General features: G+C 58.0%; 19 protein-coding genes. 11 read left to right on the top strand and 8 right to left on the bottom strand.

Annotated elements, in window-relative coordinates:
- Positions 1 to 19 precede the first annotated feature (19 nt).
- From dctP to AC0J4F_RS04565, 3 genes are all read left to right on the top strand, one after another.
- Positions 20 to 1,033, top strand: coding sequence for a TRAP transporter substrate-binding protein DctP (gene dctP / locus AC0J4F_RS04575; RefSeq protein WP_306150420.1), 1,014 nt, complete (start codon positions 20 to 22; stop codon positions 1,031 to 1,033).
- 63 nt (positions 1,034 to 1,096) lie between these two features.
- Positions 1,097 to 1,603: a TRAP transporter small permease gene (locus tag AC0J4F_RS04570; protein WP_133945553.1), complete on the top strand. Its 507-nt coding sequence runs from the start codon at positions 1,097 to 1,099 to the stop codon at positions 1,601 to 1,603.
- Entirely contained in the window at positions 1,603 to 2,910 is a 1,308-nt protein-coding gene (locus tag AC0J4F_RS04565; protein WP_008196534.1) for a TRAP transporter large permease, read from the top strand. Before AC0J4F_RS04570 ends, AC0J4F_RS04565 begins: the two co-directional genes overlap by 1 nt.
- Before the next feature lie 116 nt (positions 2,911 to 3,026).
- On the opposite strand, the gene AC0J4F_RS04560 is transcribed toward AC0J4F_RS04565, so the two are convergent.
- The 5 genes from AC0J4F_RS04560 to AC0J4F_RS04540 are packed head-to-tail and all read right to left on the bottom strand — an operon-like array spanning position 3,027 to position 9,336.
- Positions 3,027 to 4,445, bottom strand: coding sequence for a carnitine 3-dehydrogenase (locus AC0J4F_RS04560; protein ID WP_473025555.1), 1,419 nt, complete (start codon positions 4,443 to 4,445; stop codon positions 3,027 to 3,029).
- Positions 4,442 to 5,353: a 3-dehydrocarnitine:acetyl-CoA trimethylamine transferase BcoG gene (gene bcoG / locus AC0J4F_RS04555; protein WP_473025554.1), complete on the bottom strand. Its 912-nt coding sequence runs from the start codon at positions 5,351 to 5,353 to the stop codon at positions 4,442 to 4,444. Before bcoG ends, AC0J4F_RS04560 begins: the two co-directional genes overlap by 4 nt.
- 11 nt (positions 5,354 to 5,364) lie before the next feature.
- Positions 5,365 to 6,150: a carnitinyl-CoA dehydratase gene (locus AC0J4F_RS04550; protein ID WP_473025553.1), complete on the bottom strand. Its 786-nt coding sequence runs from the start codon at positions 6,148 to 6,150 to the stop codon at positions 5,365 to 5,367.
- Positions 6,140 to 8,173, bottom strand: coding sequence for an acetate--CoA ligase family protein (locus AC0J4F_RS04545; protein ID WP_473025552.1), 2,034 nt, complete (start codon positions 8,171 to 8,173; stop codon positions 6,140 to 6,142). Before AC0J4F_RS04545 ends, AC0J4F_RS04550 begins: the two co-directional genes overlap by 11 nt.
- Positions 8,174 to 8,175: 2 nt before the next feature.
- Positions 8,176 to 9,336 carry an acyl-CoA dehydrogenase family protein gene (locus AC0J4F_RS04540; RefSeq protein WP_473025551.1) on the bottom strand — a complete coding sequence of 387 codons (1,161 nt, stop codon included), beginning with the start codon at positions 9,334 to 9,336 and terminating at the stop codon, positions 8,176 to 8,178.
- 79 nt (positions 9,337 to 9,415) lie between these two features.
- Between AC0J4F_RS04540 and AC0J4F_RS04535 the strand changes: the two genes are divergently transcribed.
- The 3 genes from AC0J4F_RS04535 to AC0J4F_RS04525 all read left to right on the top strand — a co-directional run bounded on the left by AC0J4F_RS04535 (position 9,416) and on the right by AC0J4F_RS04525 (position 12,354).
- The gene (locus tag AC0J4F_RS04535; RefSeq protein ID WP_473025550.1) at positions 9,416 to 10,369 is read left to right on the top strand and encodes a GlxA family transcriptional regulator; all 954 of its coding nucleotides are present in this window, start codon (positions 9,416 to 9,418) and stop codon (positions 10,367 to 10,369) included.
- Positions 10,370 to 10,500: 131 nt separating this feature from the next.
- Positions 10,501 to 11,490, top strand: a complete 990-nt coding sequence (locus AC0J4F_RS04530) for an NADPH:quinone reductase (protein WP_473025549.1) — start codon at positions 10,501 to 10,503, stop codon at positions 11,488 to 11,490.
- Positions 11,491 to 11,649: 159 nt separating this feature from the next.
- Complete coding sequence (locus tag AC0J4F_RS04525; RefSeq protein ID WP_133945580.1) at positions 11,650 to 12,354, top strand: response regulator transcription factor; 705 nt, start codon at positions 11,650 to 11,652, stop codon at positions 12,352 to 12,354.
- Positions 12,355 to 12,376: 22 nt separating this feature from the next.
- On the opposite strand, the gene AC0J4F_RS04520 is transcribed toward AC0J4F_RS04525, so the two are convergent.
- Positions 12,377 to 13,729, bottom strand: a complete 1,353-nt coding sequence (locus tag AC0J4F_RS04520) for an ATP-binding protein (RefSeq protein ID WP_133945582.1) — start codon at positions 13,727 to 13,729, stop codon at positions 12,377 to 12,379.
- A complete protein-coding gene (locus AC0J4F_RS04515; protein WP_473025548.1) occupies positions 13,726 to 14,745 on the bottom strand; it encodes an FIST N-terminal domain-containing protein in 1,020 nt (339 codons plus the stop codon). Before AC0J4F_RS04515 ends, AC0J4F_RS04520 begins: the two co-directional genes overlap by 4 nt.
- 398 nt (positions 14,746 to 15,143) lie before the next feature.
- Between AC0J4F_RS04515 and AC0J4F_RS04510 the strand changes: the two genes are divergently transcribed.
- The 5 genes from AC0J4F_RS04510 to AC0J4F_RS04490 all read left to right on the top strand — a co-directional run bounded on the left by AC0J4F_RS04510 (position 15,144) and on the right by AC0J4F_RS04490 (position 21,086).
- Entirely contained in the window at positions 15,144 to 15,872 is a 729-nt protein-coding gene (locus AC0J4F_RS04510) for an SRPBCC family protein (protein ID WP_473025547.1), read from the top strand.
- Positions 15,873 to 16,068: 196 nt separating this feature from the next.
- Entirely contained in the window at positions 16,069 to 16,560 is a 492-nt protein-coding gene (locus AC0J4F_RS04505; protein ID WP_133945589.1) for a (2Fe-2S)-binding protein, read from the top strand.
- 138 nt (positions 16,561 to 16,698) lie between these two features.
- Complete coding sequence (locus AC0J4F_RS04500; protein WP_473025546.1) at positions 16,699 to 19,059, top strand: xanthine dehydrogenase family protein molybdopterin-binding subunit; 2,361 nt, start codon at positions 16,699 to 16,701, stop codon at positions 19,057 to 19,059.
- 75 nt (positions 19,060 to 19,134) lie between these two features.
- Positions 19,135 to 19,935, top strand: coding sequence for an FAD binding domain-containing protein (locus AC0J4F_RS04495; RefSeq protein WP_209176678.1), 801 nt, complete (start codon positions 19,135 to 19,137; stop codon positions 19,933 to 19,935).
- 218 nt (positions 19,936 to 20,153) lie between these two features.
- Positions 20,154 to 21,086, top strand: a complete 933-nt coding sequence (locus AC0J4F_RS04490) for a 1-phosphofructokinase family hexose kinase (RefSeq protein WP_473025545.1) — start codon at positions 20,154 to 20,156, stop codon at positions 21,084 to 21,086.
- Here the strand turns inward: AC0J4F_RS04490 and AC0J4F_RS04485 are convergent.
- Positions 21,083 to 21,655, bottom strand: a complete 573-nt coding sequence (locus tag AC0J4F_RS04485; protein WP_133945598.1) for a LuxR C-terminal-related transcriptional regulator — start codon at positions 21,653 to 21,655, stop codon at positions 21,083 to 21,085. The two genes, AC0J4F_RS04490 and AC0J4F_RS04485, sit on opposite strands and share 4 nt — an antisense overlap.
- Positions 21,656 to 22,028 lie beyond the last annotated feature (373 nt).

Raw genomic sequence — 22,028 nt, 5'->3', positions numbered from 1 at the left:
CGCAAAGTGGAGTGAGACTATGAAAAATATCCTCGTAGCTGGCTTGGTTGCCAGTGCATCACTGTTCACAGCGACCGCGCATGCGGAAGACAGGATTTCCGCGGTTCATGCGTTCCCGGAAACGCTGATCTACACCAAAAGCTTCCTGTCCTTCGTCGACAAGGTCAACGAAGCCGGCAAGGGCGTTATCCAGATTGATGTGCGTGGCGGTCCGGAAGCGATCGGCATGTTCCAGCAGCCGGATGCTGTACGTGACGGCATTGTCGACATGGTTTACACGCCGGGTTCCTTCTATGGCGGTGCCCTGCCGGAAAAAGACGCGATGGTTGGCTCCAACCTGACCGCTGTTGAGACCCGTCAGAACGGCGGTACGGAGCTGATTGATCAGATCCACCAGGAAAAAATGGGCCTGAAATACCTTGGCTGGTTTGACAGTGGCGTCTGCTACAATCTCTGGACCCGTGACGAGCCGACCTTCGATGCCGATGGCAATCTGGAAGTGGAAGGCCTGAAACTGCGCGGCAACAACGTCTACAACGCGTTTTTCTCCAACTACCTCGGCGCACAAGTGATTGATTTGCCGACCGGTGAAGTCTATGCCGCTCTGCAGCGGGGCGTTGTTGATGCAACCGGCTGGACCCAGATCGGTCTGATCGATCTGAAATGGAACGAGTTCCTGAACTACCGGATTGAGCCGTGCTTCTTCTCCACCGACCTTGGTGTGATCGTGAACCTGGAGAAGTGGAACTCCCTGTCTGACGAATCCAAGAAAATCCTTCAGGATGTCGCCATTCAGCATGAGAAGGACAGTGTTGAGGCTCTGCGCAAGAAGCGGGATGAGGACTTTGCAGCTCTTGATGCTGCCGGCATGATCTCTGTCTCATTGGAAGGTGAAGCCAAAGCCAACTACCTTGCAGCAGCCCGCGAAAAGACGTGGGAGCGCATGAAGGGCCTGATGGCAGAACAGCCGGGTGGTACCGACAATTACGACCGCTTGATCGAACTGTTCTACGATTTCGACGCTGCAAAATAAGCACTTGAAACATGGGCTCGCGGTGATCGCGGGCCCTCTTTTTTGCTGGAGCAGGCGGTCTTCATGACAGCACTTAGGAAAGCCTATAACGCCTTGATCGATGCAATGGCGATTGCAGCCGGGGCAACGCTTGTGTGGCTGATGGTATCGGTGGTCGGCTCTGTGCTCATGCGAAATATGGGTATGCAGCCGTTTGCCTGGCTGTTTACGTCAGCCGAATACGGACTTCTCTACATGACCATGCTGGGCGCGCCGTGGCTGGTGCGCGAGAAGGGACATGTGCATATCGAGCTCATTACGTCGATCTTGCCACCTGCCGTCCGGAACGTTGTGAGCCGGAGTGTTGCGCTCGCCTGTGTCCTTGTATGCCTCATTTTGGCCTGGCAAGGCGTTGAACTGTTTTTGAAAAATATCGAGCGCGGCGATTATGACACGCGTGCCTATTATTACCCCCGTTGGCTTCTCACGATCTCCTTTCCCGTCAGCTTCGGGCTGATGGCAATCGAGTTTTCGCGCTTTGTCGCCGGGCCGGACACCCTCCATACCGGCGAAGCAGGGATACACGAATAATGGAATGGTATGAGGCGCTCGCCCTTTTGCTGGGTGTGATCGTGGCCCTCATGGCGATCGGGATGCCGGTCGCCTTGGCGTTTCTTGCGGCGAACATCGTGGGAGCCTGGATCTTCATGGGCGGGGAGCGGGGCATTGGCCAGCTGCTCAACAATGGCCTTGGGTCCATGACCAAATTCGCCCTGGTCCCCATTCCATTGTTTTTGTTGATGGGGGAGATCTTTTTTCATACGGGGCTCGGCAATCGCATGTTTACGGCCATTGACAAGCTGCTTGGCCGGCTTCCTGGGCGCCTTAGCTATGTCACCGTCATGGGCGGCACCGCGTTCTCCACTCTCTCTGGCTCATCCATGGGATCGACCGCGCTTCTTGGCTCGCTCATGGTCCCTGAGATGAACCGGCGGGGTTACAAGACCCATATGAGCATTGGTCCGATCCTTGGGACCGGTGGCTTGGCCATCATCATCCCGCCGTCTGCCCTTGCCGTGCTTTTGGCAACGCTTGCGCAGATTGATGTTGGCGCCTTGCTGATTGCAGGGGTCATTCCGGGGCTCATCCTGGCTGGTTTCTACATCGCCACCATTTGGCTTCAGACGAAAATCGATCCGTCCGCTGCGCCGGCCTATGACGTGGAGCCGATGTCCCTCGGTGCCAAACTCTCGCTCTTGGTGCGCGAGGTGGTTCCGATGGTGGGCGTGATGGTCATTATCATCACGCTGATGATCAATGGTTTCATCACGCCATCAGAAGCGGCCGCCTTCGGCGCGCTGGGCGTGCTCATCCTTGCCGCCGTCTTCCGCTGCCTCACTTGGGAGGCGATGCGCAAATCGATCACCGGTGCGCTTCGGGTCACCTTAATGGCCTATCTGATCGTTTTCGGGTCGGCCACCTTCAGTCAGTTGCTCGCATTTTCCGGAGCGTCCCGCGGACTGGTCAACTGGGCAACATCCTTTGAGCTGGCACCGATCGCGATGCTACTCGTGATGTTCGCAGTTCTTTTGATCCTCGGAATGTTCATGGAACAGATCTCGATCATGCTGCTGACAGTGCCGATTTTCTTCCCGCTTGCACTGACGCTGGGTTTCGATCCGATCTGGTTTGGCCTCATCATGCTCTTGTCGCTGGAAATCAGCTTTACAACACCGCCCTTTGGGCTGCTGTTGTTTGTGATGAAGGGGGTCGCGCCCCCTGGCACAACCATGCGCGACATTTACACCTCGGCTTTCCCATTCATTGGCTGCTCGCTGCTGGTTGTCGCATTGCTGGTCTTGTTTCCTGGCCTGGCGCTATGGCTGCCCGGCTTGTAGCGACCACAAAGGACAGCAACGTACTTGAGCGTGAATTCCGGCACAGGCTAAAGCAACAAATTAACCCGCCCAAAGAGGCGGGTTTTTTTAATTGTGCGGTGTACATACTGTTGAAGTCAGGCCTTTTGGCCGACGGATCGTCCCGCTCCCTCTGGCTGTCCAAGCGCCGTATGGGCGTGATGATAGGACTGCAATTGCTCCAAAACACTTTGATCCGGCAGCGAACTTGCCCGGGTTGTCAGGTCCACATGCAACAACAGTGTTTCAACGGTCGCTGCAAGCGTGTCGTCCGGCCCGTAAAGGAAGTGGAAGAGGTGCAGCTTCTTGCCTTCACCCTTAAGCACCTGGGTGCGGATGATCAGCCTGTCACCGGCGTGAAGCTCGCTGAGATAGCGGACATGGGTTTCGATGGTAAAATAGCTTTTGCCCGACGCGATATAGTCTGCGTCCGCGCCGATCAGCTCCATGAACCGGTCTGTCGCGAGTGACCCGGCCTCGAGATAGTGGGTCTCGTTCATATGGCCGTTGTAGTCGGTCCAGCTGACAGGGATTTGCCGGTCAGCGGTGATCGGCAAATCCGTGGCATCAGGTTTTGGCAATTCTGCCTCATGGCGCTGGATCACGCCGCCGGCACCGCTGCCGGTCTTTTTGAGCGCCCGCATCATGCCGACGAGATTGTCGTCCCGCAGGCGCTCCAGTTCGCGGATCGACATGTGGCCGGATTGCGCATCGGATTGCCCTGCGATCAGATCAACCAGCTCATCGGTGAACTCCGGGACGTCCATAAGTTTTGTCCAGGGCCACTTCAAGGCCGGACCGAACTGGGCCATGAAATGCTTCATACCGGCTTCACCGCCGGCAACCCTGTAGGTTTCGAACAGGCCCATCTGCGCCCATCGGATGCCAAAACCCATCCGGATGGCCTCGTCGATTTCTTCAGTGGTGGCAATGCCGTCCTTGACCAGCCACAAGGCCTCGCGCCAGACCGCTTCCAGAAACCGGTCGGCAATGTGAGCGTCGATTTCCTTGCGGACCATCAGTGGGAACATGCCGATCGAACGCAGGATCACCGATGCTCGCTCGCATTCTTGAGCTTCTCCAACCAGCTCAATGAGCGGCAGGAGATAAACCGGATTGAACGGGTGGGCGACGATTGCGCGCGCGCCTTTCTCGTTCAGCTCCGATGGCTTGAAGCCGGATGTTGAGGAGCCGATGACCGCGGTCTCCGGCGCCAGTTCGCTCAGGTCTCCCAGGATCTTGTGTTTCAGGTCCAGCCGCTCTGGAATGCTCTCCTGGATCCAGTCTGCGTTCTGAACAGCATCTGCTATCGCGGAGTGGAAACTCAAGGTCCCTTCGGCCGGCAGCGCCGTGTCATAAAGGGCGGGAAGGCTTCGCCGCGCATTGGCGATCACTTCGCCAATCTTGCGTTCCGCGTCCGGGTCAGGATCAAAAACGGCAACATCCCAGCCGTTCAGGAGAAACCGTGCGGCCCAACCTCCACCGATGACGCCGCCGCCAATGATTGCCGCCTTCATTTTGGTGCCCTCTTGGTCAGACCCAGTGTTTCTCGAACGGCGTCTGGGCCAGCTATTCGGGCGCCCATGCCTTCAATGAGGCCGACCGCCTTTTCGACAAGTTGGGCATTGGTGGCAAGAACGCCCTTTTCCAGGAAGAGATTATCTTCCAGGCCAACCCGGATATTGCCACCTGCCAGAACGGAAGCTGCGACATACGGCATTTGATCTCGGCCAAGGCTGAAGGCCGACCAGGTCCAGTCTTGCGGCACCGCATTCACCATCGCCATGAAGGTGTTGAGATCGTTTGGCGCGCCCCAAGGAACGCCCATGCACAGCTGTACGAGGGCCGGAGAGGTCAACGTGCCTTCTTCGACCAGCTGTTTGGCGAACCAGAGATGACCGGTGTCAAAGGCTTCGATTTCCGGCTTGACGCAAAGTTCGGTCATCATGCTGCCCATGGCCCGGAGCATGCCCGGAGTGTTGGTCATGACATAATCGGCTTCGGCGAAATTCATGGTGCCGCAGTCAAGAGTGCAGATTTCCGGGAGGCACTCGGCGATGTGGGCCATACGCTCGCTCGCCCCGATCATGTCTGTGCCAGCCTCGTTCACAGGGAATGGCGCCTCGGTTGACCCAAAGACGATATCGCCGCCCATTCCCGCTGTCAGATTGAGGACCACGTCAACATCGGCCGAGCGAATGCGGTCCGTGACTTCACGGTAGAGGTCCAGACGGCGGGATGGGGCACCGGTCTCCGGATCGCGGACATGGCAGTGAACGACTGCAGCACCCGCCTTGGCTGCATCGATGGCGCTGTCCGCGATTTCCTTCGGGCTTCGCGGAACGTGAGGCGATTTGTCTTGGGTTGAGCCGGAGCCAGTGACGGCACAGGTGATGAAGACATCCCGGTTCATTTGAAGTGGCATGGTTTCCCCTTTTATCGGCCCTTCCAGACCGGGTCGCGTTTTTCAGCAAAGGCGCGGGCGCCCTCAAGTTGATCTTCCGATCGATAGAGGCGTTCGACGGTTTCGAACTGGCTCTTGGTGATGCGGTTCATTGCGTCCTGGAATTTCATGTCTTCCGTTTCACGCACGACTTCCTTGATCGCGGCGTAGACGAGCGGCGGGCCCGAGGCGAGTAAATCTGCCATCTTCCGAGCCTCTGTCATCAAGTCAGCAGCCGGATAGACGTGATTGACGAGACCCCAGCGGGCGGCTTCTTCGACATCGATCCAGCGGCCGGTCAGGAGCATTTCCATGGCAATGTGATACGGGATGCGTTTGGGCAGCTTGATGCTGGCGGCATCGGCCACTGTGCCGGAGCGGATTTCCGGCAGGGCAAACGTCGCATGATCGGCTGCCAGGATGATGTCGGCAGACAGGGCGAGCTCCAGCCCGCCGCCGCAACAAATACCATTGACGGCCGCGATCACCGGCTTGTTGAGGCCGCGCAATTCCTGCAATCCGCCAAAGCCGCCTTTGCCGTAATCGCCATCCACCGCATCACCGTCGGCGGCAGCCTTCAGGTCCCAGCCAGGGCAGAAAAACTTCTCACCGGCACCGGTCACAATCGCGACCCGCAGGTCCGGGTTGTCCCGAAAATCGGTGAAGACATCGCCCATGATCCGGCTGGTCGCAAGATCGATGGCATTGGCCTTTGGCCGGTCCAGCGTGACCTCCAAAATATGGCCGGTGACGCTTGTCTTGATTGGGTTATCCGTCATGATTTTGTCCGCATCTGATGAGGGCATCGGCCGCAATCGCAAAGTCCTGGCCGCAAAGGAGGGGATTTATCTCGGCTTCTTCGACCGTTCCGGATTGAACGTAGTCTTGGAGAGCCATGATCGTATTGAGAATCTTGGGAAGGTCGCAAGCAGGCCGGCCCCGGTAGCCGGCGAGCACTTTTGAGATTTTCAGTTTTCCGAGAGCTTTTTCAATTTCTGAGCGGCAGGCGGGAACGATAAGGGACACGCCGTCTTGCAGGAGTTCGGTCAAAACGCCGCCGGCGGCGATGGTCAGAACATGGCCGTGCCCAGGGTCCCTCACGATACCGATCAGGAGCTCTGCCTGCGCGCCAGTCACCATCTCCTCTACGAGAAAGGTCCTGATAGGCATTTTTTCCGCAGCCAACCGAACATCTTCCCGCGAATTGATATTGAGAACCACCGCCCCTGCTTCGCTTTTGTGCGCAATACCCTGCCCCTTCAAAACAACGGGAAAGCCTAATTCTTCCGCCGTTTCCGCTGCCTCCTCCGGAGTGGCCGCGGTGGCGCTTTTAGGGATGCGAATCCCGAAAGCTTCAAGCTGTCGCTTGGCTTCGTGTTCGCTCAGGGTTTCTGGGCTCGTCAACGGAGGTGATGTGAAGACGTTGTCAGCGGGAGGGGGGCTCATGTTTGAAGCGGCTGCGATGGCTGCAAGGGCCTCTTCCATTCCTGAAAAGGGAACCAAGCCACGGTCGATCAGGTCGGTCGCAATGGTTTCCGGCAGGGCTTCGACCAAAGAGCTGACAATGCCCATCGGCTTGTTCGACAGGTTGGCAGCCATCTCGATGGAGCCGATCACCTTTTGCCACTCGGCGCCATCGCAGCGGTCTTCCCGCGGGAAATCCAAGACCACGAGGCCAAGCGCCAGATCTCCGGCCATCATGGCGGCAAAAGTGGCCGTCATCGCATCCGAGTCACCCCAGACATAGGTGTGATAATCGAGCGGGTTGGCGAGGGCGACTTTGGGCCCGAGCGCTTTTCTCAGAGCGTCTGACTGTGTCTGGGTGAGGTCTGGAAAAACAACATCATGGGTAAGTCCGAGATCCGCCATGAGGCTGGCTTCACCGCCGGAACAGGAGAGCGACGCGATCCGGGAAGATTCCAAAGGGCCATGCACGTGCAGGAGCTTGAGCGTTTCCAGAAGCACCGGAAGAGACCGGACTTCAGCAATACCAAGCCGGTCGAACAAGGCGGTTGCGCCTGCGGACGAGCCGGCAATGGAGGCGGTATGCGAGACCGTGGCGGCCTGAGCCTGGTCGGAGCGGCCGGTCTTCAGCGCCACGACCGGTTTTCCGCAGGCCCAGGCCTTTCTCGCGAAGGCTTCAAAGGACGGGAGATCGTCGATCCCCTCGATATGAAGACCGATCGCTGTGACCCGGTCATCGTCGAGCAAAGCTTCGCCGATGTGAGATAAACCTGACTGCGCCTGATTGCCGACGGTCATGATGTAGGCAATCGGCAGGCCGCGCGCCTGCATGGTGAGGTTCAGGGCAATGTTGGAACTCTGTGAGATAATGGCTACGCCGCTGGAAACTCTCGCTAAACCGTGCTGATCCGGCCAGAGCGACGCGGTCTCCAGTGCGTTGATGAACCCGTAGCAATTTGGTCCGAGGATCGGCATGTCACCGGCTGCTGCCACCAGCTCTTCCTGGAGGCCAACGCCATCTTCCAGTTCTGCCGCAGCTTCCCGGAAGCCGGATGCAAAACAAACGGCACCGCCTGCACCCAATTTTGCTGCCTGACGGATCACTTCGATGGTCGCATGCCGGTTGACGCCGACAAAGATCGCGTCCGGCACCTCATTCAACTGGTCAAGGGACGAGACCGCCGGAAAACCAGCGATCTCGCTGCGTTTTGGATGAACGGCCGTCAATTGGCCCGTGTAGCCAAAGGCGCGGCACTGCTTGAGGACGCTTTCGCACCAGGTGCCCCCGCCCACAACCGCAATCGAGCGCGGGTTCAGCAGCCGGTTCAAGGACCGCATCCTTATGCTCCCAGCGGACGGAAAATGTCCCGGCTGATGATGTGTCGTTGAATTTCGCTGGTGCCGTCCCAGATCCGCTCAACCCGCGCATCGCGCCAGAAACGTTCGATCGGAAAATCATCCATCAGACCCATGCCGCCGAAGATCTGCAGCGTGGTGTCGGTCACGCGCGCCAGCATTTCGGTCGCATAGACCTTGGCACTGGCAATTTCCCGGTTGGCGGGCAGGCCTTGGTCGAGACGCCAGGCCCCGACAAGGGTCAACCAGTCCGCCGCATCGATCTCCGTGATCATGTCGGCGACCTGGAAGCTGACACCCTGGAATTTGGCGATGGACTGGCCGAATTGCTTGCGCTCGGCAGCATAGTTCACCGCGTAGTCGAAACAGCGGCGTGCGCGGCCAACGCTCATCGCAGCAACGGTCAGGCGCGTGGCATAAAGCCATTCGTTCATGACCTCAAAGCCGCCGTCGACTTCACCCAGCACCTGCGCATCCGGCAAACGGCATTGGTCGAAGTACAGAATGTAATTCTTGTACCCCTTGTGACTGACGGAGTTGTAGCCGTCGCGCACTTCGAAACCAGGCGTGCCGCGGTCTACCAGAAAGCAGGTGATCCGTTTTTTCGGTCCTTTTGGCGTCTCGTCCACGCCGGTCGCCACGAAGACGATAAAGAAATCGGCATGCTCGGCCCCGGAAATGAAGTGTTTGGAGCCGTTGATCACCCAGTCCCCGCCATCGCGTACGGCCTGGCATTTCATGCCCCGCACATCCGAGCCTGCATCCGGTTCCGTCATGGCCAGAGCGTCCATTTTCTCGCCGCGCACAGCCGGGAGCAGGTACTTCTCTTTCTGCTCGCCTTCACAGGCCATCAGGATGTTTTGTGGACGGCCGAAGAAATGGTTGAGCGCCATGGACCCACGGCCAAGCTCGCGCTCCACAAGTGTGAAATCGAGGTGGCCGAGGCCAGCGCCGCCAACGCTTTCCGGGAAGTTGCAGGCGTAAAATCCGAGATCGATGCACTTTTGCTTGAGTTCTTCTCCAAGCTCATGGGGCACCTGACCGGTCTTCTCCACCATCTCCTCGTGTGGGTAGATTTCGTTTTGAACGAAAGACCGTACGGTGGACACGATCATTTCTTGTTCTTCGGTCAGGCCAAAATGCATCGCCGGCGCCTCTCTTGATTTGATGGATCGAGAGTGAGAGAAAGCAAGCGGATCGTCTGTGCAGTTTTGGTAAGAAATCATGCGGATTTTGAGAAAAACTGAAAACGAGAATATTCCGCAGGGTCGGTCAATTTGCGTGCTGCTGTTCGACAACTTTTCGAACCATTGCCTGGCGAACGCCGTCGAGCCTTTCCGGGCCGCCAACACCATCGCGCGTAAGCAGCTCTATTCCTGGCAGCATGTCAGCGTCGAGGGGGGCACGGTGACGTCGTCCAGCGGCCTGCCAGTTGAAACGCTCAAGTGGCAGCACGCGCCGCCGGGCGGCGACTACCTGTTTGTTATGCCAAGTTACGGCTTCAAGGCCTTTTCAACGCCAAAGCTGCATCAGATCCTTCGGGCGGCCCGGGCTCGGTTCAAGCTGCTGGGAGGTCTCGACACGGGTGCATGGATGCTCGCGGCCGCCGGCGTCCTAGAGAATGCTCGGGTCACCATTCACTGGGACGAGTTTGCAGGTTTTTCCGAAACCTTTCCTGATGTGGATGTTGTTGAAGACCGGTTTGTACTGGAAGACCGGATTGCCACTTGTGGCGGCGCGTCTACGACATTCGAGTTGATGCTGGAGATTATCAAGAAAGACCACAGCCCCCTCTTTGCGCTGGAAGTGGCTGCGCTGTTCATGCATGGCAGCAGCGGCGAGCGTCCGGACTTGTTGCCGGTACGTTCCGGTGATGCCCTCATGCGCGAAGCAACCGCCCTGATGCGGCGGAATATCGAAAGTCCCCTTGCCATTCCCACCGTTGCAGGAAGGCTCAAGGTTGATCAGCGTTTACTTGAAACCCGCTTTCGATCTGAATTCGGCATGACGCCGTTGGCGGTTTATAAATCAATCCGGCTCAGGGAAGCGCGCCGTCTGGTTCAGTCGACGGATCTGACCATCGCGGAGATCGCCGTGCGCTGCGGATACCAAAACGCCAGTGCGATGACCCGCGCCTACCGGCTTGAATTCGGATCTCCTCCAAGGAAGGAGCGGTGATGGGTGGAGCTATGAGAAAAAATGCCGGGAAAACACTTTTATTTTCGGGCTCGGGCCTATTCGCACACCATATTGGTGCTCAATGACCCGCAAACCGGTCACCCGCTAAAACCAAGAGCAGGAACAAAGACATGAAAGCCGCGTACTACGAAAAAAATGGACCGGCCTCCGAGGTGATTATTGTTGGAGATCTCGACGATCCCAAACCGGCTCCAGGCGAAGTTCTGGTGCAGGTGGCAACCTCGGCTCCCAACCCTTCGGATGTGAAATCCCGGGCGGGTGTGCGCGGTCCGATGGCTTTTGAGCGCATCATTCCGCACAGCGATGGTGCCGGCCGCATCGTTGCCGTTGGGGAGGGCGTGAATGAAGAGCGTATCGGCGAGCGGGTCTGGCTTTGGAATGCGGCTTGGAAACGGCCACATGGATCGAACGCCACGCTGGTCGCCCTGCATGAAGAGCAGGCGGTCTATCTGCCTCCGGAGGCAAGTTTCGAGGCGGGCGCTTGTCTCGGCATTCCGGCAATGACCGCGCACCGCTGCCTCTTTGCCGATGGTCCGATCGACGGCCAGGATATTTTGGTGACCGGCGGCGCCGGAACTGTGGGGTCTTATGCCATCCAGATGGCCAAACTGCGCGGTGCCAGGGTGTTCACCACCGTCAGCTCTGAGGAAAAGGCTGAGCACGCGCGGAAGATCGGCGCGGATTTCGTTTTGAACTATCGCACCGAAGATGTTGCTGCAGCCATTTTGGACGCAACGGATGGAAAGGGTGTGGACCGGATCGTCGAGGTGGAGTTCGGAGGCAATCTCTCCGTCACGCAAAAGGTGCTGGCGCAGAACGGAACGGTTGCGGCCTATGGTTCCATGGCGGACCCGGAACCGAAACTTCCGTTTTACCCAATGATGTTTGCCGGGCAGACCTTACGGATGGTGCTGGTCTATGTCCTGCCCGAAGCCGCGCGAACCGCTGCTGTTGTGGACATCACCGGCTGGCTGACCAACAACGAATTGCAGCATCCAGTTGCACGTATATTCCCGCTGGACCAAACTGCCGAAGCCCACGCTTTTGTTGAGGCCGGCACAAAAATTGGTACCACGGTGATCAAGGTCGCGGACCTGTAGGCCAACGCATTCGTCACGGTTCTTGTACTTGATCTAAAGAACAGTTGAGTTCGGACAGGGACCGCGAAAGACTGGTGGTCTGTTCGCACCGTGGCCAGATAACAAGCACAGTGGCCATGAGGCGGCAGATATCAAGACGCGGAAGGGAGGTCCGCAGCAATGTCCATGGAGACCGGCAGCGCCAGCAGATTTCTGATCATCGATGATCACCCGCTGTTTCGCGAAGCGTTGCACAGTGCCGTTGAGCTTGCCTATCCGAACTCAGATACGCTCGATGCAGCCTCACTTGATGAGGCGAACCAGCTTTTGCAGGACGACGCTGGCTTTGATCTGGCGCTCCTGGATCTATCGATGCCCGGCGTCAAGGGAATGGACGGACTGCTGCATTTGAGAACCCATTATCCGCGCCTTCCGGTCGTGGTCGTCTCAGGGGCTGAGGATCCGCCGATCATTGCGCAAGTGCTGGCGTATGGTGCGGCTGGTTTCATTCCGAAATCCTCGAAGAAGACGACGCTGGCCGATGCTATTCAACAGGTTATGAACGGGGCAGTTTATGTGCCGGAAACCTATGCTGATGGTGCGGAAGACCCGATTGATGTTGATACCCGCAAGATGATCGAACGGCTGTCCAGCCTGACGCCTCAGCAGATCCGTGTGTTGCAAATGATCTGCAATGGCCTTCTCAACAAGCAGATTGCCTATGAGCTGTCGGTTGGCGAAACCACGGTCAAGGCGCATGTGTCTGAAATCTTGCGCAAATTGAGTGTTTCCAGCCGGACGCAGGCCGTCATTGAGGTCAATCGCCTTGAGGCGCTGGGCACCGCCAGTCCGTTCGAGCTGTCAACAGCGGCAGCGCCCGCCTAATCGGTCCAATAGCTGATAGAGACTATTCGCCACCGTTTATCAGATGCGTTGCCAGTGCCCGCAATTGGGCCGGTTTCACAGGCTTCGGCATGTGTTCAACACCAAGCCGCTTGGCGTCTTCAACAACAGTTTCGGAGGCATCGGCTGTCGCAAGGATCGCTGGCACTTTGGTTGGCAGGATGGTGAAAAGCTGGGCCAGTGTTTCAGTACCGAGATTGCCATGATCCAGATGGTGATCGGCGATGATCAGGTCCGGGATCCAGCGTAAGCTTTCCAATGCTTCCAGCGCGTCCCGTGTGGACCGCCCAACCTTGAATTCGCAGCCCCAGTTCGCAAGCAGCCCCTCCATTGCTTCAATAACGGCCGGATCATTTTCCAGAACCAATATCTTGCGGCCGGAAAGGTTGCCCTTGGCTGCGGGTGGAGCCGACGGCTGGGCTTCTGCAGTTTGCAAAGCCGGGGGGGTTGAGGCCCTGAGCGCACTGATGCGGAAGACGCTGCCTTTTCCGAGAGATGATTGAACAGAGACCTCATGATTGAGCGCGGTCACAAGACGATTGACAATGGCAAGGCCCAAGCCCAGTCCGGTTCCTTGATCTGCGGCTCCCTCAGATAGTGGTCCGCGATGAAATTCCTCAAAAATCTTTTCCTGCTGGTCTTCCGGAATACCGCGCCCGGTATCGATCACTTCAATCGAAATCCGGTCTCCCTGCCGCCGGGTGCCGATCAAAACACCGCCTTTGTCCGTATAATGGATCGCGTTGGAGATGAGGTTCTGAAGGGCGCGCCGCAGCATCAGCCGGTCGGTGTAGACACAGTCATTTGTCACGGCTACCCGCAGCCGCAGACCCTTCTTTTCGGCCATGGGCCGAAGATCGGACAGGAGACTGTCCAGAATTGGGGGAATCGGCACGGAAGTGAACCGCGGCATCGTCACGCCGGCATCCAGACGCGAAATATCAAGCAGCGTGCGCAAGAGCTCATTCATCGTGTCGAGAGACCTTTCGACCTGCGCAACCATGGCTATTGCCTTGTCCGATTGCTGGAGGTCGTAAAGCGACGAGATCGTCAACTGGGCTGCATTGAGCGGCTGCAGGATGTCGTGACTGGCAGCCGCGAGAAACTGTGTCTTCGACCGGTTGGCCCGCTCGGAGATGTCTTTCTGGCGGGCGAGCTCGACGTTGATTTCTTCCACGCGGCGCAAGGCGGATGTCAGTTCATCGGTTCGCTTCCGGATCTGACCCTCAAGGGAAATGGCCGTTTCAAACAGCGAAAACGCGTTGCGCTGTTGATCAACCGCCTGCTCAACGCGATTGACCAGCGCTGCATTTATCTTTTTCAGCCGGACCGGGTCATCGATATCATAAAGGCTCATGATGGCGTTTCCGGTTCGGCTGGGGGTTTCGCAAAGGCAATTCCGGTGAACGTATGATTGAGGTGCATCGACAGATACTGCTCGCCGTATGTATTGAAGCCGAGCACATTGTAAGCGTCATAGATCGCATTGATGCGCTGAGTCGCCTGCCGGTTTTGCGCATCAATCCGGCGAAGGGCGCAGTCGAACCCGAGGACAAAATCGATGCCGCCGATTTCCGCATCGACACTTTCAAACGCTTCCCGCGTTGACCTGCTCATGCCCGTGGGCTCGGCAACGGTCAGGACAATCCCGTCGTCGATTGCACAGAAGAAGGAGAGCGACCCGTCCGGGTTTACCTTCTGCACCGAGCGGCAGTAATACTCACCGCCCACCCGAACCACGAGCGGATGGGACGCAAAACTCAGCGGAGACAGCGACGAAGGATCAAGCCCGACAGCGAGGGCATATTCGGACGCAGCTTCAGCGGCGTTGAATTCGTAGATAATCCTGCGTGCCGGATCAGAGCGGGTGACAACCAGCTTTCGGTCGGTCGGAATGAAGTTGTCGGTCTTGAAGATCTTGAAAGGGATGCGGCTGCGGCACAAAAGGACGATGGCGCAATTATCCCCTGCTGCCCCGTTGAGGATCAGGGAGGTCTTTGAAAAATGCATGCTGTCGCCAGCGGAGCCGCCAAGAAGAGGAATGTCCTCCAAAGCCCAGTGCAGGGCAGCTGTGACCATCTCCTCCACAACGGAAAGTCCGTCGATCAGGCAAAGGGCAAAGGTGTCGCCTTTGTCTTCCGTGCCTGGAAATGGTGCCGGGTCGTGTTCAAAGGCCTGCCGTTCGCGTTTCACCTGGGCAACGATGCGGTCAAAACCGATGGATCGGATCCCGTCGATCCTGAAAGGCGTGATTGAAAACTGGTCTTTCGGAAACAGGATGACCAGGCACCGACCGGCACCCTCATCCACGCCGCCGATTTCGTCGGCTGTCGAACACGCGGCATATGGCAAACCGCCAGCGTGATCTGCCATTCTCGACTGAATTAACTCCACCGGAAAACTGTCCTGGGAATAAAAAATCAGTCCGAGGGAATACGCCAAAGATTGAGCGGCGGCCTCCAGATCTGCCCAAAAACGAGCATCGTCTGGCTGGCGAGCGGTCAAAGCCAAGACCCCGCAGCCGTATTGCGTCCAGGCATTCGCGTCCAAAGTATCCTCCCAGATGACAGCGGCCTCATGTCTCTGGGATTGCCGTCACCACTATAAATTTGTAGCTGTTGAAACGAAGACTTGTAAAGCGAGCCTGGTTCCTGCTCTGGTCGCGGTATCGGATTTGGAGGGCGTGACCTAAAGTACAGTGTACAGGGACAGCACTCTGTTCTTTTCTATGAACCAACGATTTTAGAAAAAATCGGCTTTGGAGGACCACAATGGACATATCGGGCAGTCAGGTGATTGCAGCATCTCGGGATGCTGTCTGGGCCGCACTGAATGATGCGGAGATTTTGAAAGCCAGCATTCCCGGTTGTGAATCCCTCGAAAAGACATCCGACACCGAAATGACCGCAGCCGTGACCTCAAAGATTGGTCCGGTGAAAGCCAAGTTCAAAGGTGCGGTCACCCTTGAGAACATCAATGCTCCGGAGAGCTATACAATCGTCGGCGAAGGCAAGGGTGGCGTGGCCGGATTTGCGAAAGGCTCCGCAGACGTGAAGCTGACCGAAGTCGAAGGCGGCACGTTGCTGGAGTACACCGCCAAGGCACAGGTTGGCGGCAAGTTGGCGCAGCTTGGCAGCCGGCTGATCGATTCCACTGCGAAGAAAATGGCGGAAGACTTTTTCGCAAAGTTCTCTGAAGCCGTTGCCGGTCCTGCACCGGCAGCAGAAGAAACCACCGAAACGGTTGCAGAGGCGTCTGCTGGAAACGCGGAGGAATTGGATCCCGGCGTTGCAGAAGAAGCCAAGCGGCTCGCCGTTGAAGACACCCCTTCCGGGGTCGTTCACGCTCTGGAAGAAGCTGAACATGTCGTCGAAGACCAGTTGCACAAGGCGGAAGAAAACATTGAAGCGGCGGCCGGGCGTGGTGCCTTTGGTGGCCCCATGGTCTGGGGGCTGATTGCCTTGGCAGGCCTCATTGTCGTGTTGGCCTTGGCGAGCTGAATTTGACTGCCGCCCTTTTGGCGGCAGTTGACGTTTGGTCCGGTGTTTTGGAAAGTCTCTGGATGGAGGATCCGGGACTGACTTTAGAGCCAGACCGGACAAGCCGAACAACCGGCGCTAAGCCGGAGGAAATTGGATCAGAAGACCCTTTGGACGCGGGTGTTCCGATCTGGAAGTATCTGAGGGAGAAGAATTCATGGCAAAAGTGTCGATGGTGCTGAACGGTAAGTCCGTTTCGGCAGATGTGGAGGACCGCACGCTTCTGGTCGGGTTCATCCGGGATGTGCGCGGTTTGACCGGAACCCATGTGGGCTGCGACACCTCGCAGTGCGGAGCCTGTGTCGTGCATGTGAACGGCAAGGCCGTGAAATCCTGTACCATGCTGGCCGCTCAGGCCGATGGCGCCGAGGTTGTGACCCTGGAAGGCGTCGGCAGTGCGGACAATCTGCATCCGGTCCAGGCAGCTTTCCGCGAACATCACGGTCTGCAGTGCGGCTTCTGTACGCCGGGAATGATCATGAGCGCGATCGACATGATCAACCGCCATGGTGCTGGCAATCTTGATGAAAAAACCATCCGCCACGAGCTGGAAGGCAACATCTGCCGCTGCACCGGTTACCAGAACATCGTCAAGGCGATCAAATCCGCTTCTGATCAGATGGCCGGAATGGCCCAGGCCGCCGAGTAACACCAGTTACTCGCAGCAATCTCGCATGCGCTTAAGTGCATGGGACGGATACACGGCCTGACTGTCCATGTGTTGCCGGGAGGAACGGTGCTGCACAGACGGTAGAGGCCAAAGCCACACAGTTTTAGGGAGAGAGTGATGGCAGTAGAAGGGATTGGCGCCCGCGCCCTGCGCAAGGAAGACAAGCGTTTTATCACCGGCAAGGGCAAGTACACCGATGACATGACCATGCCGGGCATGGGCTATGCCGCCTTTGTGCGGTCACCGCACGCACATGCAAAAGTCACAAGCATTGATGCCGAGGCCGCTTTGGCGATGCCAGGTGTTGATGCCGTTCTGACTGGCGATCAACTGGTTGGCGACGGGATTGGGAATCTGATCTGCGGCTGGATGATCCATTCCAAAGACGGCACGCCGATGAAAATGGGCGGATGGCGCGCGCTCGAGCCAGAAATCGTCCGCCATGTGGGTCAAGCTGTAGCTGTGGTCATTGCCGATACGCAGGCCCAAGCTCGGGATGCTGCCGATGCGGTGGTTGTCGATTACGAGGAACTGGACGCCGTTGTCGATCCGTTGGATGCATTGAAACCCGGCGCGCCGCAGCTCCACCCGGAGGCCGAAGGTAACCTGATTTTCGATTGGGAAATCGGCGACGAGGCTGCCACGAACGATGCCTTTGAAAAGGCCGCTCACGTCACCAAGATGGAGATCCACAACAACCGTCTGGTGCCGAACCCGATGGAGCCGCGCGCGGCGCTTGCCGGATATGATGATGCCGAAGAGCACTACACGCTCTACACCACATCACAGAACCCGCATGTGGCCCGTTTGGTGCTGTCCGCGTTTTATGCCGTTGCGCCGGAACACAAACTCCGGGTGATCGCGCCGGATGTCGGCGGTGGATTCGGGTCCAAGATCTATATCTACCCGGAAGAAATGGTCTGCCTGTGGGCATCCAAGCGCGTCGGACGCCCGGTCAAGTGGGTCTCGGATCGCACCGAGGCGTTCCTGACGGATGCGCATGGCCGTGATCACCGCTCTGAAGCGGAATTGGCGCTCGATGCCGACAACAAGATCCTTGGCTTCCGCGTTAAAACGGTTGCGAACATTGGCGCTTATATGTCGCTGTTCTCATCGTCCGTACCGACATATCTCTACGCAACGCTGCTGTCGGGACAGTACGATATTCCGGCCATCCACGCCAACGTGAAAGCGGTCTACACCAACACGACCCCGGTTGACGCCTATCGCGGCGCTGGGCGTCCGGAAGCGACCTATCTGGTTGAGCGCATGATGGAAACGGCGGCACGCGAAGTCGGATTGTCTCCGGCAGAGTTCCGACGAAAGAACTTCATCCGGGCCTTCCCGCATCAGACTCCGGTGATCATGTGTTACGACGCCGGCGACTATGATGCGACGCTGGATGCGGCGTTGAAGGCGGCTGACTACGATGGTTTTGCCGCCCGCAAGGCGGAAGCCGCGTCCCGAGGCAAGCTGCGCGGCATTGGTCTCAGCTGTTACATCGAAGCTTGCGGTATTGCGCCGTCAGCTGCGGTCGGATCACTCGGTGCTGGCGTTGGTCTTTGGGAATCTGCCGAAGTCCGGGTCAATCCGGTTGGCACCATTGAGGTTCTGACAGGCTCGCACAGCCACGGTCAGGGGCACGAAACCACTTTTGCCCAGCTGATCAGTGAGCGGTTTGGCCTCGACACCGATTCGGTTTCCATCGTCCACGGCGACACCGACAAGGTGCAGTTCGGCATGGGCACCTATGGGTCCCGCTCCGGTGCAGTCGGCATGTCTGCGATCGTCAAGGCGCTCGACAAGGTCGAATCCAAGGCCAAGAAGATCGCAGCGCACCTGATGGAAGCCGCCGAAGGTGACATCCAGATCGAGGGCGGCGAGCTGAAAGTGGCCGGCACCGACAAGAAGCTGACCTTCACTGAGGTCGCGCTTGCGGCTTATACCGCGCACAACCTGCCGGAGGGCATGGAGCCGGGCTTGAAAGAAGGTGCATTCTACGACCCGACCAACTTCACCTTCCCGGCAGGAACGTATGTCTGTGAGGTCGAGATCGATCCGGAAACCGGAAAGACGGAAATCGTCAACTTCACGGCTGCGGATGACTTCGGCAAGATCATCAATCCGATGATTGTGGAAGGCCAGGTCCACGGCGGGATCACGCAAGGTATTGGCCAAGCGCTCCTTGAAAATGCCGCCTATGACGAAGGCGGTCAGCTTCTGACGGCATCCTACATGGACTACACCATGCCGCGCGCGGACGACGTGCCGTCCTACCAGCTTTCCACCCATGTTACGGAGTGCCCGGGCAATCCGCTTGGCATGAAAGGCTGCGGCGAGGCGGGGGCGATCGGTTCTCCACCAGCTGTGATCAATGCGATCACGGATGCTTTGGGCTCCAATGACCTGACTATGCCGGCAACACCGGAGCGAGTCTGGGCGCTGGCGCAGTCCGGCATGAAGCAGGCAGCCGAGTAAGGCCGTTGGCGAACATCATTCCGGGCGGTTTGCGCCGCCCGCCTAATTGAGAAGTTATTTTGGGGAGACCCTGAAATGTATGAAACAAACTATCACCGGGCCGGTTCGGCTGCCGAAGCCGCGGACCTGCTTGCAAAAGCTGACGACGGCAAAATCCTGGGCGGCGGCCAAACCCTGCTGCCGACCATGAAGCAGCGCCTCGCAGCGCCGTCCGATCTTGTGGATGTGACCCAGATCGCCGAAATGAAGGGCATCTGCGCTGACGGCGACGGGGTCGCCATCGGCGCGGCGACCACCCATGCGGAAGTCGCGTCCAACGATATAGTCAAATCCAAACTGCCGGGCCTTGCGTCTCTGGCAGGCGGCATTGGTGACCCGGCGGTCCGTCACATGGGTACGATCGGCGGTTCCATCGCCAACAACGATCCCGCCGCTGACTATCCGTCCGCGCTTGTGGCGCTGGGCGCGACTGTTGTCACCAACAAGCGGGAACTTTCCGCAGAAGACTTCTTCACCGGGATGTTCGAGACCGCTCTAGACGAAGACGAAGTGGTTCAGTCCGTGAAGTTCCCGGGAGCTCAGAAGAGCGCATATGCCAAATATCCGAACCCGGCATCCCGTTACGCCATGGCCGGTGTGTTCGTTGCTCAGGGCTCAGATGGGGCCGTAAAGGTTGCTGTCACCGGAGCAGGGCAAGATGGCGTTTTCCGTATGAACGACATGGAAGCCGCTCTTGGCAGCAACTGGTCGGCGGACGCGGTTTCCGGTATTGCGCCGAATGCGGATGACCTCTTGTCGGATCTGCACGGTTCGGCTGCTTACCGCGCCAATCTTGTGACTGTCATGGCAAAACGAGCTGTGGCTGCGGCTGGGTGATAACTGGCTTTCAGTCCTTCGGTGTGCGCTGTCCCGGTCTTGAGCCGGGACCTAATCGAGGTTGACCCCGGCGCGCGGCCGGGGAATCAACGGCTGAAGTCGAACGTCCCGAACCCCTCTCCCCAATCGGAGAGGGGTTTTCTTTTGCGCAGTTCACCGGACTTGAGAACGACCCCAGACTTTTGCAAAACAAGTGGGACACCAGCGAAACGGATCCCATGACCAAAGTTCTTTGCATCGCGCTCAATCCCACCATCGATGTTTCCTGTGATGCAGAGCGGGTGCAGTCCATGCACAAGACGCGCACCACCAATCAGCGGCAGGATCCGGGCGGTGGCGGTGTCAACGTAGCGCGGGTGATTTCCGAACTCGGCGGAGATCCGGAACTGACCTATCTGTCGGGCGGCGCAACGGGAATTCTGCTGGATGCTTTTCTGGCCGAAACCGGAATTGCCCTGCACCGGTTTCCTATTTCGAATCCGGTCCGGATGGCGTTTGCGGTGCACGAGGAAACCTCGGGGATTGAATACCGGTTTGTACCGGAAGGACCGGAGGTGGCCAGCAGCGAGCTCCAGCCGATCATTGATCTCCTTGGTGAAACCGATGCGGACTATGTGGTGGCCAGCGGATCCTTGCCGCGCGGTGTCCCGGAAGACACCTATGCGAAGATGATTGATCCAGTCGTTCAGCGCGGGGGGCGGTTTGTGATCGACACGTCCGGGCCTGCTTTGAAAGCGGCGCTGGATCATGGAAACGTCTTTTTGTTCAAACCAAGTTTGGGCGAACTTCAAAAGCTTGCAGGCCGGCCGCTTGACGAAGACGGCGTGCGGAATTTCGCGAAAGAAATGGTCGATAAAGGCGCTGCAGAAAACGTCACAGTCACGCTGGGCACAAAGGGCGCGCTTCTGGTTAACAAGGATACCGTCTTGCGGGTGCCTGCCCGGCATGTTGCGGCAAAGTCAGCCGTTGGTGCAGGCGATAGTTTTGTTGGCGCGCTGGTCTGGTCGCTGACGGAAGGACACCCGATGGAGGAGGCCTTCCGGCTGGGGGTGGCGGCTGGCGCTGCAACGGCCTTGACCTCCGGCACTGAACTCTGCCGCAAGACGGACGTCCTTTCGCTCTATGAAGCGGAGAAGGCCGAGCGCCTCTAGCTCATTGGAGAGCCAGGCCCTGAGAGCCCAGACAGGCCCGCCAAACGGGCGAGCAGAACAGCAACGTTCTTGACTTCGAATTTTTTCAAGAGCCGGGCCCGTACATCTTCGACAGTGCGTGGCGAAAGGCCAAGGTCGCGGGCGATTTCCTTGCTCGTCTTGCCCTGAGACAACAACAGGACAACTTCCCGCTCCCGTTTGGTGAGCTGTGGGCCGCTGTCCTTTGTTTCTATCAAGGCAAAACTCAGAACGGTCCGCGCCAGTGGATCTTCAGGTGTCAGCGTCCGTGCGCGGAACCGGCACCAGATCCGGTTTCCGTCGGCACACCGCATCAGCCGCTCATCCGAATACGGTAAGGATTGTCGCAAGGGTCCCAGTCCGATGTCCCGAACCTGATGAAACTCGTGATCCGTTCCGTAGAGCAGCCGAAAGCTCTGGCCGATCAGATCTTCCTTCTCATATCCGAACATCTGCGCAAATGTGTCGTTGCAGGTACGGATAACCCGATGTTCGGTCAGAACAAGACCCATCGGGGCATGGTCGTAAGCTATTTGGTCGAGCTCAAGCATAAGTCACCGTGATTGTACGGTGTAGGAACCGTAGGTAGTTCGTAGCATAGTTTATCGATGAGGTGCCAACAATGAGCTTGCTACGATGTGTGCGATTTTCACCGGATTGTCCCGGGCATGACCGAAAGCAGGCCACAGTGGGCGGATGCATTGGAGTGCGCGATCGCTATGACCGCGGGCAAACAGGCCAGACCTCTCATCAGAGGCGGCATGTAGGATCAAAAGCATGTTGACCGGACCGGCAAACTCAAAAATTGTGTAGGCTATGGACCTGGCACTCTGGGGTTGGCGCTAAAGCCGGACGACGATGCCGGAGTAATTGATACGCTTGTTTCAGTGAAGGCAGTCGCGCGTTCGTTGGTCGAGCTGCTGG

It is taken from the genome of Roseibium sp. R5, assembly GCF_055755305.1.
The sequence above is the reverse complement of the archived record's forward strand: the minus strand, read 5'-3'. Positions and strand labels throughout refer to the sequence as shown.

Bases quoted from the DNA above. Each gene is read 5' to 3' on its own strand.
- AC0J4F_RS04570 (WP_133945553.1), top strand. From the start codon at position 1,097: ATGACAGCACTTAGGAAAGCCTATAACGCCTTGATCGATGCAATGGCG.
- AC0J4F_RS04490 (WP_473025545.1), top strand. From the start codon at position 20,154: ATGACCAAAGTTCTTTGCATCGCGCTCAATCCCACCATCGATGTTTCC.
- AC0J4F_RS04515 (WP_473025548.1), bottom strand. From the start codon at position 14,745: ATGGCAGATCACGCTGGCGGTTTGCCATATGCCGCGTGTTCGACAGCC.
- AC0J4F_RS04545 (WP_473025552.1), bottom strand. From the start codon at position 8,173: ATGCGGTCCTTGAACCGGCTGCTGAACCCGCGCTCGATTGCGGTTGTG.
- AC0J4F_RS04520 (WP_133945582.1), bottom strand. From the start codon at position 13,729: ATGAGCCTTTATGATATCGATGACCCGGTCCGGCTGAAAAAGATAAAT.
- AC0J4F_RS04495 (WP_209176678.1), top strand. From the start codon at position 19,135: ATGTATGAAACAAACTATCACCGGGCCGGTTCGGCTGCCGAAGCCGCG.
- AC0J4F_RS04505 (WP_133945589.1), top strand. From the start codon at position 16,069: ATGGCAAAAGTGTCGATGGTGCTGAACGGTAAGTCCGTTTCGGCAGAT.
- AC0J4F_RS04510 (WP_473025547.1), top strand. From the start codon at position 15,144: ATGGACATATCGGGCAGTCAGGTGATTGCAGCATCTCGGGATGCTGTC.
- AC0J4F_RS04485 (WP_133945598.1), bottom strand. From the start codon at position 21,655: ATGCTTGAGCTCGACCAAATAGCTTACGACCATGCCCCGATGGGTCTT.
- AC0J4F_RS04500 (WP_473025546.1), top strand. From the start codon at position 16,699: ATGGCAGTAGAAGGGATTGGCGCCCGCGCCCTGCGCAAGGAAGACAAG.
- AC0J4F_RS04540 (WP_473025551.1), bottom strand. From the start codon at position 9,336: ATGCATTTTGGCCTGACCGAAGAACAAGAAATGATCGTGTCCACCGTA.
- AC0J4F_RS04560 (WP_473025555.1), bottom strand. From the start codon at position 4,445: ATGAAGGCGGCAATCATTGGCGGCGGCGTCATCGGTGGAGGTTGGGCC.
- AC0J4F_RS04530 (WP_473025549.1), top strand. From the start codon at position 10,501: ATGAAAGCCGCGTACTACGAAAAAAATGGACCGGCCTCCGAGGTGATT.
- bcoG (WP_473025554.1), bottom strand. From the start codon at position 5,353: ATGCCACTTCAAATGAACCGGGATGTCTTCATCACCTGTGCCGTCACT.
- dctP (WP_306150420.1), top strand. From the start codon at position 20: ATGAAAAATATCCTCGTAGCTGGCTTGGTTGCCAGTGCATCACTGTTC.
- AC0J4F_RS04525 (WP_133945580.1), top strand. From the start codon at position 11,650: ATGTCCATGGAGACCGGCAGCGCCAGCAGATTTCTGATCATCGATGAT.
- AC0J4F_RS04565 (WP_008196534.1), top strand. From the start codon at position 1,603: ATGGAATGGTATGAGGCGCTCGCCCTTTTGCTGGGTGTGATCGTGGCC.
- AC0J4F_RS04550 (WP_473025553.1), bottom strand. From the start codon at position 6,150: ATGACGGATAACCCAATCAAGACAAGCGTCACCGGCCATATTTTGGAG.
- AC0J4F_RS04535 (WP_473025550.1), top strand. From the start codon at position 9,416: ATGCGGATTTTGAGAAAAACTGAAAACGAGAATATTCCGCAGGGTCGG.